At 66.7% G+C, this 15,289-nt stretch carries 15 protein-coding genes and 2 pseudogenes; 9 read left to right on the top strand and 8 right to left on the bottom strand.

What is annotated here, in order from left to right; all coding sequences use genetic code 11:
• The first annotated feature begins 84 nt into the window (after positions 1-84).
• On the top strand, positions 85-1,074 hold the full coding sequence (locus Pflav_RS04380; RefSeq protein ID WP_173033933.1) for a phosphotransferase family protein: 990 nt from the start codon (positions 85-87) through the stop codon (positions 1,072-1,074).
• A gap of 222 nt (positions 1,075-1,296) precedes the next feature.
• Here the strand turns inward: Pflav_RS04380 and Pflav_RS04375 are convergent, their stop codons facing one another.
• Positions 1,297-1,737: an NUDIX hydrolase gene (locus tag Pflav_RS04375; RefSeq protein ID WP_173033931.1), complete on the bottom strand. Its 441-nt coding sequence runs from the start codon at positions 1,735-1,737 to the stop codon at positions 1,297-1,299.
• A gap of 599 nt (positions 1,738-2,336) precedes the next feature.
• Here Pflav_RS04375 and Pflav_RS04370 point away from each other — a divergent pair.
• From Pflav_RS04370 to Pflav_RS04345, 5 genes and pseudogenes are all read left to right on the top strand, one after another.
• The gene (locus Pflav_RS04370) at positions 2,337-3,299 is read left to right on the top strand and encodes a site-specific integrase (protein ID WP_232070981.1); all 963 of its coding nucleotides are present in this window, start codon (positions 2,337-2,339) and stop codon (positions 3,297-3,299) included.
• A 383-nt stretch (positions 3,300-3,682) separates the two neighbouring features.
• A pseudogene (locus Pflav_RS44840) lies at positions 3,683-3,766 on the top strand (SAM-dependent methyltransferase); the annotation flags it as partial.
• 378 nt (positions 3,767-4,144) lie between these two features.
• Positions 4,145-5,055: pseudogene (gene bla, locus Pflav_RS04355) on the top strand (class A beta-lactamase).
• Positions 5,056-5,354: 299 nt separating this feature from the next.
• Positions 5,355-5,747, top strand: coding sequence for an ester cyclase (locus tag Pflav_RS04350; protein WP_173033927.1), 393 nt, complete (start codon positions 5,355-5,357; stop codon positions 5,745-5,747).
• Positions 5,748-6,171: 424 nt separating this feature from the next.
• On the top strand, positions 6,172-7,041 hold the full coding sequence (locus tag Pflav_RS04345; protein ID WP_173033925.1) for an alpha/beta fold hydrolase: 870 nt from the start codon (positions 6,172-6,174) through the stop codon (positions 7,039-7,041).
• A gap of 339 nt (positions 7,042-7,380) precedes the next feature.
• Here the strand turns inward: Pflav_RS04345 and Pflav_RS04340 are convergent, their stop codons facing one another.
• Both Pflav_RS04340 and Pflav_RS04335 read right to left on the bottom strand, forming a co-directional pair.
• Complete coding sequence (locus Pflav_RS04340) at positions 7,381-8,298, bottom strand: serine hydrolase (RefSeq protein WP_173033923.1); 918 nt, start codon at positions 8,296-8,298, stop codon at positions 7,381-7,383.
• Positions 8,295-9,227 carry a LysR family transcriptional regulator gene (locus Pflav_RS04335; RefSeq protein ID WP_173033921.1) on the bottom strand — a complete coding sequence of 311 codons (933 nt, stop codon included), beginning with the start codon at positions 9,225-9,227 and terminating at the stop codon, positions 8,295-8,297. The genes Pflav_RS04340 and Pflav_RS04335 overlap by 4 nt, the downstream gene beginning before the upstream one ends.
• 384 nt (positions 9,228-9,611) lie before the next feature.
• On the opposite strand from Pflav_RS04335, the gene Pflav_RS04330 reads away from it, so the two are divergent.
• From Pflav_RS04330 to Pflav_RS04320, 3 genes are all read left to right on the top strand, one after another.
• Positions 9,612-10,052 (top strand): hypothetical protein, encoded by a 441-nt coding sequence (locus Pflav_RS04330; RefSeq protein ID WP_173033919.1) that lies wholly within the window; start codon positions 9,612-9,614, stop codon positions 10,050-10,052.
• Between the two features lie 306 nt (positions 10,053-10,358).
• Positions 10,359-10,541, top strand: a complete 183-nt coding sequence (locus Pflav_RS04325) for an RNA-dependent RNA polymerase family protein (protein WP_232070980.1) — start codon at positions 10,359-10,361, stop codon at positions 10,539-10,541.
• 169 nt (positions 10,542-10,710) lie between these two features.
• Positions 10,711-11,175: a hypothetical protein gene (locus Pflav_RS04320; protein ID WP_173033917.1), complete on the top strand. Its 465-nt coding sequence runs from the start codon at positions 10,711-10,713 to the stop codon at positions 11,173-11,175.
• 1,440 nt (positions 11,176-12,615) lie between these two features.
• On the opposite strand, the gene Pflav_RS04315 is transcribed toward Pflav_RS04320, so the two are convergent.
• From Pflav_RS04315 to Pflav_RS04295, 5 genes are all read right to left on the bottom strand, one after another.
• Positions 12,616-12,774, bottom strand: coding sequence for a hypothetical protein (locus tag Pflav_RS04315; RefSeq protein WP_173033915.1), 159 nt, complete (start codon positions 12,772-12,774; stop codon positions 12,616-12,618).
• On the bottom strand, positions 12,771-13,067 hold the full coding sequence (locus tag Pflav_RS04310) for a hypothetical protein (protein WP_173033913.1): 297 nt from the start codon (positions 13,065-13,067) through the stop codon (positions 12,771-12,773). Before Pflav_RS04310 ends, Pflav_RS04315 begins: the two co-directional genes overlap by 4 nt.
• 402 nt (positions 13,068-13,469) lie before the next feature.
• Positions 13,470-13,733, bottom strand: coding sequence for a hypothetical protein (locus Pflav_RS04305; protein ID WP_173033911.1), 264 nt, complete (start codon positions 13,731-13,733; stop codon positions 13,470-13,472).
• A gap of 260 nt (positions 13,734-13,993) precedes the next feature.
• The gene (locus Pflav_RS04300) at positions 13,994-14,521 is read right to left on the bottom strand and encodes a hypothetical protein (RefSeq protein WP_173033909.1); all 528 of its coding nucleotides are present in this window, start codon (positions 14,519-14,521) and stop codon (positions 13,994-13,996) included.
• Positions 14,460-14,945 (bottom strand): hypothetical protein, encoded by a 486-nt coding sequence (locus tag Pflav_RS04295; RefSeq protein WP_173033907.1) that lies wholly within the window; start codon positions 14,943-14,945, stop codon positions 14,460-14,462. Before Pflav_RS04295 ends, Pflav_RS04300 begins: the two co-directional genes overlap by 62 nt.
• Between the last annotated feature and the right edge of the window lie 344 nt (positions 14,946-15,289).

The raw sequence follows: 15,289 nt of genomic DNA, 5'->3' as shown, positions 1-15,289 counted from the left end.
CATCTGCTCATGTGAGCGGCTGAGAGGACCTCCGAGCTCATCGCCGGCAAGGCTGAACGTGCCCCTGCCGCTTCAGGGAGTTGTATGGAGTTCCGCCCGATTGAGCGTCCCCCGCACACCTTTCAGCAGTCGGTGACCGCCGAGCAGATCCAGGCAATCTGCGGTCGCGTCTTCGGTACTGACGTCCGTGTCGCCTCAGCCACCGAGTTGGGCGGAGGCATGTACAACAGCACCTATCGGGTGGCGTTGGCTGGGCAGGAGCGCCCGGTGGTCCTGCGGGTTGCGCCAGAGCCTGGCAGGCAGTTCCGCAGTGAGCGGGAGTTGATGCGTAACGAGTACGCCAGTCTGCCGTGGTTGGCGCCACTGGCGCCGTTGATGCCTCGGGTCATCGCTGCGGACTGGTCTCAGAAGGTGATCGGACGGGACTACATGGTCCAGAGCCTGCTTGACGGCGTTCCTGCCGCGAAGCGGCTTGGCGACTACCCCCGTTCGACCTGGCCGGGCTTCTTCCGCCAAATGGGTGTGATCGCCCGGCAGGTGCATGCGGTGTGTGGACCGCACTTTGGCCCCGTCGCCGGCCCTGTCTACGACCGGTGGAGCGCAGCGGTAACTGCGTCGTTGGAGAACATCGCCGACGACCTCGACAGCGTCGGTTTGGACGCCTCGGACCTACGCAAGGTCGCCACAGTGGCCAGCCATCACCACGCCGCCTTGGACGAGATCACGGAGCCGCGCATGCTCCCCGGTGACTTGTGGACTGTCAACGTGATGCTCGCTAACCGTGCGACGGAGCCGACGATCGTCGGGGTGTTCGACATGGACCGTACGTGGTGGGGAGATCCAGCAGCGGACTGGACGATCCGTATGGCGACAGCAAAGCCGGGCACCGAGCGGGACGCGTTCTGGGAGACCTACGGGTCGCTGGATCATTCGCCGGCCTCGGTGCTCCGTTCTGGCATCTACGAGGCCCGGCACATCGGTGGGATCCGCCTTGAGCGTCACCGCCTGGGCAACGTTGACGGCGTGCGAGGCACCTACGACGACATGGCCACCGTGCTGACCGCCCTGACCTGACCAGGCCAGCCGACGGGAGCTCAGTGGCGACGGCGCGGCCCGGTGGATCCGCAGCCACCGGCCGCGCTGATGGTCCAGCCCGATCACGCCTTGCCAAAGCCGAAAGCTTCCGCGGCGCCGCCGCAGCCGCCGGCCGCGGCGGGTGGGTCGCGCTCTCATGAAGAGCCATTCCAGACAGTCCGCAAACTTCAGCATAGGACCGTCGACGGGTCTGGGCCCGATCTACACCGACAGCAGGGCTTCCTCGTTGGACGCGATGAACCCCTTCAGAACATCCGGCTTAAGATCCACGGCAGACAACTCGTCGATCGTCACCCGATCAAGCTCGTAGCCACCACGAGACGGATCAGCGTACTCCGGCCCTGTGCGCTCAGCCTCGTGCAAGCGGACCAGTCGACACGCAAAGAAGTGCTGCACAGAAACGCCATCACCATCCGGCGCGGTGAACAAAAACACCTGGGCAAACCCGTCTGCTTCGGCACCCAGTTCTTCGCGCAGTTCCCGACGCAGTGCCGCTTCCAGCGTGGCATCCGTGGACTCCAGGCCACCACCCGGCGTTGTCCAATACGGTGACGAGCCCGGCTTGATCCGCTTGATCAAAACTAGGCGGTCGTCCTCATCGATAAGGATGGCCCGCACCGACCTACGCACAATTTTGCGCACAATTAGCCCTTGTCGACATACTAAAATGACTCATAGGCGACGTAGACCTTACCGCTCCACACTGCCAGTGTTCTTCCGGTCCTGCCGCATGGTGCCGGCCAATGTCGGTCGATGTCCTTCACGTACAGGGACCTGCACAGGCTAACACCGCCGGCTGCCGACCCGTGGGGTCCGCTGATGCCACGTCCAGCCCGAGTTGATCTTTGCTGTGAGCGTCCTCGTTGACTCGTTCAATCGAGTACCGCCCATGCTGCTACGTCCATCACAACGCGACGACCGCCGAAAGACAACGGCGCCCACCCATCCGGGTGACTACTGGTCCCCCGCCGTCATCGACGCCGACCACCACCCGTCTCCCAGCTATGGCACAGCTCATTCGACCACCTACACGACCCTGGGGGTGTCCGGCATGACCGTGTACCTGGACCCGGCACGCGGAACCTGGTTCTACGTGTTCGACCCCGACAGCAGACGCCGGCAGCAAAGACGCCGCGGATTCGCCAGCGAACAGGCCGCCCGCCCTCGCCGTGCAGGCCGCCCGCCGCCGCACCGGCACTGACCTGCCCCTACCAGCCGCCGGGTCGGTCGCCGGCGAACTCGTGCGCTGGCTCCGGGATCGCGACCTCGACGTCGCTCTCACCACACTGGCCGCCTACCGCACCGTCGTGCACCGCTACCTGATCCCCCACCTCGGCGACCACCAACTACACACCCTGGACCGCCACCAGATCCACGACATGTACCGACACCTGCTCCACCACGGCAACCGCACCGGCGGATCCCTATCAGCCGCCATGGTCCGACACATCCACCGGGTCCTGATGAAAGCCCTCAAAGACCTCGACATCGAAAGACCACGAGTACGTCAACCCCGCGCCGACAAGGCCGAAGGCGGCCGCAAAGGCGTCTGGACCGCCGACCAATGCGCCAGATTCCTCGCCCACACCATCAACGACCGGCTATATGCCGCCTGGGCCCTGGTCGTCGTCTGCGGACTACGCCGCGGCGAACTCGCCGGCCTCAAATGGCCCAAGATCGACCTCAAAGGCGGCGCCATCCACGTGCACTGGCAACGCTCCTCCGCCTCTGGCGTCATCGCCGGCGGCGTCGTCGAGAAAGAACCGAAAGGCAGCAGCCGCCGCACCATCGCCATCGGACCAGCACTGGTCGAGATCCTCAACCTCCACCGGGCCCGGCAGGAAAGCGAGAAGGCGCACGCTGGCTGGCACTACCAAGACGACGGCTACGTGTTCTGCAACGGCGACGGCACCCCGTACCACCCGCGAACGTTCACCGAACGGTTCCGGACCCTGACCGCCCAGACCGACCTGCCAGAGATCGCCCTCCACGACGGCCGCCCACATCATCCCCGACACCGCCCGCCAAACCGCCACCAACCTGGAAAACACCATCCTCAACCCCGCAACCTGACGTTCCGGCGGTCGGGTGAGTCGTCGTACAGTCGCCGTACAGTCAGGACCACGCGTTTCGCACCGTCGTCGAGCATCCCGCCCCATGGCCGCTGGCGGGTTGGGCCCGCACGGACTGCGCCCTCGATCTGATCACCGAACAGACCACTCCCCGCGCGACCCCACCTCGCCAACCACCCGGACGACCTCGTGTTCTACGGCAACGGCGGTCACTCCCGCGGACACGGCCGCGATGACACACGACGGGTCCTGACGAACCTGCAGGGCGGTCAGGCCGGGGAAGCGTTGGCGGTGCCAGGTTGACGGCCGGCCCTACGCCTCGACCAGCGCGGCGGCGGACGCCGCGGCGACGATGACGACGGCGTCGGCGTTCGACGCCCTAGCCTAGGCCGGCCACAGTGACAGTGGCGCCGACGCCGGAACCACCACCACCACCACCACCTACATCCGGGCCACCATCCACGAGGTCGCCGCCGCACTGGCCGCCCTTACCGGTGAACCACACCCGCTCGCCTAACCGAGAGTTTCTCGCCCGGGTGGTGCGGTTCCTCGTCGATGCCGGCGTTCGCCAGTTCCTCGACATCGGCATCGGGCTGCCCGTGCGGAAGCGGCCGTGGGATGAGGGACGGAACCCGTCGAAGCTCACGTTGACCCGTACGTTGCCCAGCTCGGCGAGGGCGGTGCTCTGTACGTCGCTGGTAACGGTGGCGTTCGTGCGGATTTTCACCGGCAGGTCCATGGCGTGGACGGCTGGGCTTCGCCATCGGATGACAAGGACAAGATCGATGAACGGATCATCCCGGGACGCCAGACATCAGGCCAGTTCCACGTGGATCTGTCCCTCGTCGGGTCGGCTGATGCCGGATCGGCATGAAGACCGCCGCTTCGGTCTTCGACCGCATGCCGGATTCCTGTCAGGGTCGAGTCCTGCCGACGCGGCGCTGCCCGCGTCGGGTCCACGGCACCAAGAAGGAGCAATGATGGTTCTTGCGACACACCGTCTGGTGACCGCGTTGACCGCGTTGACCGCGGTGTCCCTGGCCGTGTACGCTGACGCCGCTGAACAGCCGACGCGGGACCGTGAGAAGACGGCCACCGCGTCCACCGCCGCCGACCGGGACCGCGAGTTCCGACGGCTGGAGGAGAGGTTCGACGCGCGGCTGGGGGTCTACGCGATCGACACCGGAACGGGTCGGACCGTGGGGTACCGGGCCGAGGAGAGGTTCGCGTACGCCTCGACGTACAAGGCGTTGGCCGCCGCCGAGGTCCTCGACGAGACCACGGACGCCGAGCTGGACCGGGTGGTGCGGTACTCGGCGGACGACCTGGTGACCTACTCGCCGATCACCGAGCAGCACGTCGCCGAGGGCATGACGCTGCGTGCTCTCGCCGACGCCGCCGTTCGGCACAGCGACAACACGGCCGGCAACCTGCTGTTGCGTCACCTCGGCGGACCGCAGCGGTTCGAGAAGGAACTGCGCAAGATTGGTGACAAGGTCACCGACGCGGCGCGCTACGAGACTGAGCTCAACGAGGCGACGCCGGGCGACACGCGGGACACCAGCACCCCCGGGCCCTGGCCCAAGATCTGGGGGCGTACGCCGTCGCCGACGCCCTCGAACCCGCGGACCGCGACATCCTCAACGGTTGGTTGCGGGGCAACACCACCGGTGGCGAGTTGATCCGGGCCGGTGTTCCCGACGGCTGGGTCGTCGGAGACAAGACCGGCGCCGGCGGGTACGGCACCCGCAACGACATCGCGGTGATCTGGCCCCCGGATCGCGCGCCGATCGTCCTCGCGGTGCTCTCCAGCCGGGACGAGAAGGACGCCAGCTACGACAACGCCCTCATCGCCGGAGCGGCGGAGGTCGTGATCGCCCAGCTTTGACCGGCCGCGGTGCCTGCGAGGCACACGGCCGTTCACAGATCGGTGGTGCCGAGAAACCGGCCGCGCGTCCGGGTGCGAACCGACCGAGCCGGATCGTGTGCGGCGCCATGCGCGGCTACGCGCTGACGCCGTCGTCGAGCTGCCTGGTCAGGGAGGAGCCTCGGCGTTCTTCCGTACCGATCGGAACAGAATTCGCGAGGCTCACGTTGTCGCTTATCGAGACGCCCTCCACGGGCGAGCCTCACGACGAGATACCCCTCGGCCCCAGCCCGGTCCGAGGCCACAGAAAGGGAAGACTCATGTCCGACACCAACCTGCGCGAGTTCTACGAACGCTATATCGAGGCCCTCAACGCGCACGAGTTCGACCGTATGGACGAGTTCGTCCACGAGTCCATCGTCATGCACAGCGAGCCGAGTTCCCGCGCGGCCCTCGTCGCACAGCTGAACAGCATCATCGACGCCGTCCCCGACTTCCATTGGGAGACCCAGGAACTCGCCATCAACGGCGACAGCCTGGCCGCCCGTCTGCTCAACACCGGCACCCCTGCGAAGGAGTGGCTCGGGGCGGCTCCCACCGGCAAGTCGATCGAGATTATCGAGTACGCCATCTACCGGATTCGCGACGGGAAGTTCCTGCACATGTCCGCCATCCACGACGCCGAGGCCCTGCAGAAGCAGCTCGCAGGCTGACCCAGTCAGGCTCGACGCCCGACGCGTACGGGGGTGCCCCGGCCAGGATGGCCCGGGGCACCCCCGCTCTGGCGGCGCGCCTCGCAACTACGTTGCCAGCGTGGACGGTTCGGACGGCTGGGCCCAGGCTTCACCTAGCCAACCCACATGGGAAACCCTCAACTAGCACACCGCCCAGTCGCGTCGCCGTCAGGCGGGGGCGTGATGCACGCAGGTCAGGGGTGGCGCGAGGGGTCGGCCGTCCAATCACCGCGAGCCACGCCCTTGCAGCAAAGGGCGGAACGTACGGCGTCCAACTCCCGGTGCCTGTCTCGCCGAGCTCTCGCAGTCTCAAACGGGCCTCGACAGGTCAGTAAGCAGATCCCGCGGCTCGCCGTCGATCAGGCGGGTGCTGTAGGGCATGAACAGGTTTTGGAGGTTAGAAATGCGAGTGTTTCACCGGCACGTCACCGTCGAGGGGAAGCGGCTCTTCTACCGCGAGGCAGGGGAACCCGACGCCCCTGCCGTGGTACTGCTGCACGGCTACCCCACAAGTTCCTTCATGTTCCGCGACCTGATCCCGAGGCTGGCCGACCGGTATCACGTGATCGCACCCGACCACCTCGGCTTCGGCCAGTCGGACAGCCCCACGGTCGACGAGTTCGACTACAGCTTCGACTCGCTCGCCCGACTCACCGCCGGACTGCTCGGGCAACTCGGCCTGAAGCGGTACGCCATCTACATCCAGGACTACGGCGCGCCGATCGGGTGGCGGCTCGCCCTCCAGCCGGGCGCCCCGGTCACCGCCGTCATCACCCAGAACGGCAACGGCTACGAGGCTGGCTTCGTCCCTGACTTCTGGGAACCGGTCTGGGCGTACGGCGAGAACCCGAACGCCCAGACCGAGGCGGCCATACGCACCGCCCTGGAGCGCGACGCGATCGTCTGGCAGTACACCCACGGCGTACCGGATCCCAGCGTGGTCAGCCCCGACACCTGGACCCTGGACCACGCACTGCTCCAACGGCCGGGCAACGCCGAGGTGCAGCTGCGCCTGTTCCGCGACTACCCGACGAACCGCGCGCTCTACCCCCGGCTCCAGGAGCACCTGCGGGCCAGTCGAGTTCCCGTGCTGGCGGTATGGGGCCGCAACGACCAGATTTTCTCGCCGGAAGGCGCGAAGGCCTTTGGCGAACACCTGCCGGACGCCGAAGTCCACCTTCTGGACGGTGGGCACTTTCTGCTGGAGAGCGACCTCGAAGGAGTCACCGAGCTCACCCGAGACTTCCTCGGCCGATTTCTCGGGACTACCTGATTACATGCGGCCGACGCCAACGTCGGTGAGAGGCGGGAAGCCTGGTCGTCGCCGGGCGGGCGTTCCATGCCGCCGCCGAGTTGCCAACCAGTCGGCACGGAGGCGTCCGGTTTCGCCGCGCTGAAGCGGCCTGAACGAGCTGATGGTGACCCGCGCGCCCCAGATCAGCTGGAACTGGCCAACGCGTACGCGATCCTGGCCGCGGACGGCACGTACTGCGCGCCGACTCCGGTGCAGAAGATCCGCAGCCCGGACGGCAAGACCTGGACATCGGGCTCGACATTTGGTACGCGTGGCGCGCAGGCAGCAGCTCCGCTCGGCGACCAAAGGAAAACTAGACTACCCCCACCACGGAAGGGTGCCTGTCCGCAGGTAGTCGTGCAGTGTGCGCGCGACCTGTGCCATCGTCGCCTCGCTACCGGGTTGCGCGACGGCGGGCACCCGGGAGGCGGTGAGCGCGGCGACCGCGTACGACTGTCCGTCGGCGTGGTCCACCACTCCCACCTCGTGGCGCAGGTGCAGCAGGGTACCGGTCTTGGACGACCAGCGGGACGCGTCGGAGGTGAAGTCGGGGGCGAGCCGCTGCCGGAGCAGGTTGTCGCCCATCAGCGCGCGTACCCGCGCGGCGGTGGTCTCATGGATCGCCGACGGCCGCCAGAGGGCGTGCAGCAGGTCGACGAAGGCCCGAGCCGACCCGGCGTTGGCGCGGGTGACGTCGAGCTGGGCGACGGGGTGGCCCTGCCCGGCGGTTGCCGCACCGATGGCGAGGGAGTGCGCCAGGTGCGCCTCGGGGCCGAGGTGTTCCGCCGGCGTCTCGGTGAGGTCGCTGATCCGGTGCCGCACGGCGATGCCCTCGACGCGCAGTCGCCGCAGCTCGGCGGCGACAGCGGCCGGTGGGGTGAGGTCGAACAGGGCGTCGGCGGCGACCCCGTCGCTGATGCAGGTGCTCAGGTAGAGCAGGTCGTCCACGGCGAGCCGCGCGGGGTGGCGGAAGCGGCTCAGCCCGGTCGGGCCCGGGGTGGTGATCCGGCCGGGCGGGACGTCGACCGCCATCGCCGGGTCGAGTTCTCCACGCGCGACCCGTTCCAGAACGGCGACCGCCAGCGGCACCTTCACCAGCGACGCCGACGGGTACGGCGTGTCCGCGTCGAAGCCGATCTCCTCGCCGGTGTCGAGGTTGCGGACCAGGAAGGCTCCGTGCAGCCCCGCCTCGTCGAGCAAGTCACGCGCGCTGCGAACGACGGCGGTGGCGCTCATGCCGGATTTCCCGCCGAGCGGTGGCCGGGTGGGGAACCCCCGGTCGACCTCGGGTGGCCGTCAGGCGCGCCCAGGCATCGCGCGATGTCCGCGTACAGGACCGTTCTGAGTTGTTCGAGGTCCTCGCGTACGCCGGCGGCGATGTCGTATCCCCGCAGGAGCCGGGGTTCGGTGAGGGGGCACCAGTGCAGCGCGAAGTCCTCGGCCTGCTGGCGGGAGCAGAGCAGCAGATCGGGGGAGTCGAGGGCCGCCGCCGCGGCGTCGACGAGGGACGGTGCGACCGTCACCTGAGCCGGTGCCAGCCCGACGGACTGGCCGGCGCGGGTCAGCGGGTCACGCAGGTGGGCGACGTCGTCCTCGGGTTGGATCAGGATTCGCCGGCGTGCCTGCGTGCGGGCTCGGCCGCTGCGCAGCGTCTCCAGGAACACCGTCGGCGCCGGGAAGGGCGTTCGGGCGGCCAGCCCGAGCGGAACCCGCCAGGACGCCGTCGCTTCCGGGACCGCCACGATCCCGGCGCCGACCTCCAGGGTCTGGCAGAGCCGGGCGCGCTCCTGCGGACCGGCCGGCCGTACCTGCAGGTGGATCCGCTGCCGCCGGCCCGCGGTCACCAGGGCGGCGAGGCGGTTCGGCGGGCAGATCTCGGGCACGGCGACCCGCAGCGGACGCATCCGTGCCCGCTCGGCGTCGTCGGCCATGGCGTCGGCGAGGTCGACCAGGCGCCGTGCCGTGGGCAGCATCTCCCGCCCGAACGACGTCAACCGGACCGCCCGGGACGACCGGTCGAACAGCCGCGCCCCGAAGTGGTCCTCCAAGGCGGCGATGCGGCGACTGGCGACCGACTGAGGGATGCCGGCGGCGGCGGCGCCGGAGGTGAAGCTGCCGTGGCCGCTGACGGCGACGAAGGCCCGACAGGCGGCAACCACATCCACCCGCCGAACCTATACCCGAACCGCATGGTAGGGGCAGTGGGGCACCCCGTCCAGCATGGGTCCGGTCACCGGCCGATCTGGTCGCGGCGCGAATCATGGCTACGGCCCACGACGACGCGACGTCGCGGGCCGCCAAACGCGATTCCGCGCGGTGGGCTGCGCCCGGTTGACGGACCGGGCGAGGGTTAGCAACCTCTCCGGTGTTGTACGTCGCGCAGCTCGCTCACGGCCTGATCCACGTTAACCGCCTCCCGCGTTGGGTCCAGATGCCTTGCTGGTGTCAGCTTGATCCTCTGCCTGATCGTCACTTGGCCGCCGGGGTCGCAGGTTCGAATCCTGCCCAGGGCTCGAACCTGCGACACCCGCGGGCGATGAATAGCGGTTGTGGAGACCGAACTCGGCGTTCACCGTGCCGGGCGGATCTCGGCTCAGTTCACCGACGGAATCTATGCGCTGACCGCCGCCGCGAGCGGCACCTCGGTCGAATGCTCCGTCACCCTGACCGCCTGTTGTGCTCGGAGCACCAAACAGCCGACCGCGGACGTTGCATTCGACGTGGACACGCTGATCGCCGAAGTGTCTGATCAGCTGCGGGTCCATGGGATCGAGGTCACCGACGTAGACGTCTTTGATGCAGAGACCCGGTGGAACCTCGCAGGGGGCCAGCAACTGTCGTTGAGTGAAGCGGAGAGCTGGAACGTGTACCTCGCGGCGAAGGACGGGTCACACCTGAGGACGGTGTGGTTGGGGGTGACATGCTGGTACGTGCACCCGCAGCAGATTGCTGACCTGGTGGCCGAGGCACTGGCCGACGCGGAGGCGTGATGGACGATCGTGTCCTCCCTGGCTGCCGCTCGCCCACGGACCGAAGGAACCCGCCACGGCAACTGGCGCATCGGCCGCAGACAGGCTTTGACCACGTATCCGCACATGCCGCCGACAGCGCGCGGCCCTCCGGCGTAGCCGCCAAGATCTCTGGCGAGCACGAACGCGCTGCTGTCGCGCCGTTGGTCCCGCCGCTGGCTGTCGCATTTCGGCGGTCTGGACAGCTTCACCGCTGCCATAGGAGTGCGGCATTGCCGCAGCAGACGCAGCGAAATCCGTAGCCGCAGCCACCACCGAAGTTCGCCGATGGCGGAGAAGATCCACGACGGCCGGTTCCTGCGGCTGGTGTCCAACATGCTCACGGCCGGGTATCTGCAGGACTGGCGGTGGCACGCCATGCTCAGCGGTGCGCCGCAGGGCGGCGTCGCGTCACCGATCCTGTCGAACATCTACCTGGACCGGTTTGACACCTTCGTCGACCAGACTTGACCCTGTCCTTGGAACATCGTGTCCAATGAGGCGCGACGAGATGCTTCGTCCCGAACCGCAATTGTTGGAGGTTTCCGAAAGGGCGTCGTTTCTGCGTGAGACACTTGATGACTTGGCCGTAAAATTCCCTGACTAGCCTGCGCTCAGGCCGTGAAGTAACAACCTAGCGATGTCGATACTGTCCGACCCGCTATTCCCCGTAACGAAAGAAAGAGAAACCATGCAGATTGTACCAACATTTAGGCGCCTGCTGATCGCCCTCGCCACCATTGTCGCGGTTCTGGGAACTATGGTGGCGGTAAGCCCGCCCGCCCGGGCCGAGTCTACCGACATTTCTGTCCAAGCGCGGTTTCTCGAGGTACGTAATAATTCTCAGGGTGGTGGCCTGCACGTCAGGTTCGTCTGGAACTTCTGCACTGACAACCCCGGTTTTTCGTCATGGCTTCCCAAAGGCCACTGGCTCATCACGGTACCGAGTGATTGTCCCGCGCAGCAGGTGCAAGTGCACATTAAACGCCATTCGACCGGCGCAAACCGCGCAATCGCGAATTTCGTCATGATTAATGACGAAATTCGATATGTGGTTTTGTCTGGGACTTGGGACCTTCCCGGCTTTGTAGTTACCTACCGTTGAAACTCTTGCGCCTAGGCGCGTCGCTGGGCATGTCTTTTACTGGTAATTGACTTCAGTTGCAGCCTGCCGGTAAGTATCGGATGAGCGTGAGGGCTTGACGTGAAACCGTCGAGCCCTCGCCCTCACGCCTGCGGTCCTGGGCAACCGGATATCGAACAAAATGACGTCGGTAGATCGGAAACCTCCTGTGCCCGGGTTCGCGGGCACCAGGACGCTTTGTTTGGCGGAAAGGTCCTAGTGGTCTGACGATGGCTCGGTAGCGCTTGGTATGCAGAGGACAGTCTCGCACAGGAAGTCGCCGGTGGCGGCATGAGATGGGTGGTGAACACCCATGCCGTTGTCGAGTCGCGTGAGCGCTGGCATGCCGTGAGCGTCGCGAGCGTTAAGGGAGCATCTGATCCTCTAATTGTTACCCACCCGCACCGTGCGACCACTCCGGGCGCGACGTTAGGAATTTCACACGAACTTGACCCTGTCGTAGGAACATCGTGTCCAATACAGCGGGACGAGATACCTCCGCCCCAAACCAAGGAATCGATGTGTTGAGTTCACTCGGACGTGCTGATGCAGCAAGATCGGAATCTTGCGATGTCGGAAACTGTTTAGCTCTCAACACCGGTAATGAAAGACGAGGAATTATGCAGGATCTGCCGAAATTCAGGCGACTAATGGTTGCCCTTGCCGCAACCGTCGCGGCTATAGGCGCGATGGTTGCGACCAGTGCACCCGCCCAAGCAAGGTTCGTCGATAACTCCGTCCAGTCGAACGGATTTGAAGGGGCTAATTACTCTCAGGGTGGTGGTTTACACCTCAGGTTCATATCGTCGCAAGGAAGCGCTTCGACGTGGATTGGAGGGAATACTGTCCAATTTATTCCGTTCGGCGCGAACCAGCCTGTGCAAGTCCACATCCGGCGATGGTCGACCGGTGCGACCCGTCACCTAACAACGTTTATCACTACGAATGACATTGCCAGGGTAGAGTTGACGGGTACCTGGGCCGAACCCAGGCTGGCCTTCCACAACCGTTGACCTTCCAGGACGACGCTCCCTTGGTCAGTGCGGCGCTGGTCCACTAAATCCGTCTGACCCTATAAATTTCCCCGATTCTAACCATTGTGCCGGCACCCCGTCACGCTTGAACAAATGCCGGGCCAGCGATTGGCTTCGGCTCCAGAGGATGGCTTTAGCCCGGGCCCTTCATGAAGGCTGGGGAGCTGCCGCGTTTGGAACGGTCCGGGTACAGCCAAGCTGCGGCAGATACCACCAGAGCGATGACCGACACCGGCACGCCAAGACGGTCAAAACAGGGGCAGCGTTGCTCCCTTTCGTGGGCGGCCGGTTCGTCGGCGGCTGCGGCGAGGACCCCCAGGCTGGCGCGGGCGGGCGGGATGCGGATGTGACGGCGCAACGGGCGGCGGCACGTGCGGTCGTTCGTCCGTCATGACTTGTTGAAAGACATTGATATCCCGATCGGATGAGGCAGATCGGGCGATGTTGCCTTGCCGATCAGGTGAGCCTGGCCCCCAATGAAGCCGCGTTCGCGCCCGTCGCCGGTGGCGCCGCCGGCGAGGATGACGATGATGGTCGCGACGTTCACCGCGCGGCCACCTCCCGCCTGGATGGGAACACTGCCGGCGCGCCACCCAGCCCGGCACGACCGCCGCCGTCTGCGCTGAGGAAGCGGTGCTGCCGGGCGGGTTGGGTCAGCCGCCGGATCCAGGCCAGCAGACTGACCAGCAGTAGCATCGCGGCGAACAACACCAGCTGCCCGACCAGGTCGCCGTACGGGCGGGCGTAGGCGGCGTTGGCGAACAGGCCACCGGTCTGGTTGAGCCATTGCAGGTCGAAGCCGGTGGCGGCCAGCTCGGCGCGGGTGCGTTGCGGGTGCATCCGTGGGACCGCGCGGCCGTCGGGGCCGGGTCCGAAGATGGTCTGGGTGGCGGGTCGGGCGCCGTCGCCGAGCCCGTCGATCTCGATGACGTGGCATCCGATGGGCCAGCCGCCAGTTGATCAGGCCATCCTCGGCCTCATATCATGATCTTGAGGCGGCCATGGCCCCGACACGACGGCGATCGCCCCGGCGCGGTCGGACGCAGCACCCGGTCCGAAGTGCGTCTTCATGGCGCTGGTCTGGGCCGCTCGCGGAGTCCGCGTACTGCCCGTCCGGCGTCGGATGGAAGACCCGTGGCATCCGGACGTACGACCTGGCTGGCCGCCTGTCGGCGTCCGCTGTCGACGTTCAGTACCACTCGGCGGCGAGAGTCGTGGTGACCCTGCACGGCTGCTCAGTCCTCATCGGACGGCGCGGCGGATGCGCTCGTCGACGCGGCGGTTTTCGTTGAGCTCTGTGAAATGCCGGGCGGCGTCGGGGTTTCGCCGGAGTAGGCGGGCCACCACTGCGGCCGGCTCCCCGTGCAGGGTGGCCATCCAGGCCCGGATTTCCCGTTGGGGTTGCCACCGGTCCCAATGCGCGTCCCAGGCCAGGAGCACCTCAGCGGCCTCCTCCAGCAGGTCAAGGTCGCCGTTGGCGGCCGCCCACGCCTGGATCCAGTGCAACCACGTGACGATCCGGACAGCGTCCTCCCGGGACAGGTCGGCCCGGAGGTGCTCTCATCCCGCGCACGACTTCGATGGCCCTCGGCCTGCCGGCGGCCACGGCGGCGTGCACCGCGTCGAGGTCGAGCCGGCAAAGCACATCGCAATAGAGTTCGGAGTCGTGAGGGCTCCGGGAGGCCAACACGAAAGCTTGGCGGCGGCCGCTCCGTCGCCCTCGTTGACGGCCGTCAGCAGCCGCACCGCGGGATCGGCTCGCTCCTTTACCGGGACAGGGTGACGGCGACATTCCTGGACACGTCGGTGCCTACACCGACCAGCGCCTGCGCGGCTGTCTGCTGCCGCAGGCGCTCACTGGCACGTAGGACGTCTTCAGCCACCTCTTGCGGGTCTCGCCTACCTGCGGAGCCAGTAACAGCAGGCGGCGAGAACGCCACCTGATTGCTAGCGGCAGGAAACTTGCCCTGAGCGTCCAGCTCTGCTGCCCTGGCATGCCAGGACGTCGCTGCCAGGCTGTCGGACCATGCCCGCATACCGTTGGCTACCGCGGCCGCGAACGCCTCCACAACCGCCTGCCCAACCGCGTGCGGGCCGAGCCGGTCCTGCCACCCGGACTCAACCCGGATCCCGGTCGGCAGCCCATCGGCCCCCACCTCAACCCGAACCTGCTCGGTGGCGTCATACCCGTCCGCGCCCTGCGGAGCACCGGCCTGGAGGCTAGCCACGAAGTTACTCAGCTGTTCTGCCTGCTGCTGGATTCGCTGAAGCTTGCCCAGGATCTCCTGCGACATGGCGCTCCAAACCAGAGGCGCGGACGGTCGACAGCCGGGAGATACGGGTCGCGATCACAGCCGCGAAGACCGCCGACTGGAGCAGCAGAATCCCGACGTCCGCCCATTCCCCGCCGGCGAAGAAGCCCACCGCCACCACCGTCGTAGCCCCTGACACGACGGCCAGAAGCAGTACCGCGAACTGCCGTACGCGAACGGGAAAGCCAGCGGGTCGCCAGGCGACCACGGTCCCGGCCAACGTCATCAGCAGGGCAACCGCAAGGACCGCCTGGGTGCCCGGAGAGCCGAACACCGCCGAGCCGGCCACCTCCGACGACACCGAACACAGCAACGCCGCACCCGCGAACCCGAGGGCCGCGATAAAGCCCCACAGCGCCAGAAGCGTCCGGCCACCGCGCGGCGGGGCAGTCGACGGCTGAGCCACACCTACCACCTCCGGACCGACACGACTCAGACGGTCTAACCCACCACGCAGCCGCGTACTGTAATGAGAGTAGTACCTACAGCTATAGCGATGGCGTTCACTGTCTTACTCCTGACCGCCCAGCATCCGCCGACGGCATTCAACAGCCCCGATGTCGCCACCCGACACACAAGCTGTGTGCCCTACAGCTGAGCGGGCCTGTCTGCCGGGAACCGCGCCAGGGATCGCGAAGAAAACGACCAGATATCAACATCCCTGACACCGTTGGGTGGGACCTTCCCCGGGCGGCGTCCACAAAAATGAGGTCCGGCACCCTGAGGCCCGCATGGTACCGCCGCCGGGCG

It is taken from the genome of Phytohabitans flavus (assembly GCF_011764545.1).
Classification (GTDB): Bacteria; Actinomycetota; Actinomycetes; order Mycobacteriales; family Micromonosporaceae; genus Phytohabitans; species Phytohabitans flavus.
The sequence above is the reverse complement of the archived record's forward strand: the minus strand, read 5'-3'. Positions and strand labels throughout refer to the sequence as shown.

Coding starts and splice junctions, on each gene's coding strand:
- Pflav_RS04380 (WP_173033933.1), top strand. CDS start 85: ATGGAGTTCCGCCCGATTGAGCGTCCCCCGCACACCTTTCAGCAGTCG.
- Pflav_RS04350 (WP_173033927.1), top strand. CDS start 5,355: ATGTCCGACACCAACCTGCGCGAGTTCTACGAACGCTATATCGAGGCC.
- Pflav_RS04345 (WP_173033925.1), top strand. CDS start 6,172: ATGCGAGTGTTTCACCGGCACGTCACCGTCGAGGGGAAGCGGCTCTTC.
- Pflav_RS04340 (WP_173033923.1), bottom strand. CDS start 8,298: ATGAGCGCCACCGCCGTCGTTCGCAGCGCGCGTGACTTGCTCGACGAG.
- Pflav_RS04325 (WP_232070980.1), top strand. CDS start 10,359: ATGGCGGAGAAGATCCACGACGGCCGGTTCCTGCGGCTGGTGTCCAAC.
- Pflav_RS04320 (WP_173033917.1), top strand. CDS start 10,711: ATGTCGATACTGTCCGACCCGCTATTCCCCGTAACGAAAGAAAGAGAA.
- Pflav_RS04310 (WP_173033913.1), bottom strand. CDS start 13,067: ATGCACCCGCAACGCACCCGCGCCGAGCTGGCCGCCACCGGCTTCGAC.
- Pflav_RS04300 (WP_173033909.1), bottom strand. CDS start 14,521: ATGTCGCAGGAGATCCTGGGCAAGCTTCAGCGAATCCAGCAGCAGGCA.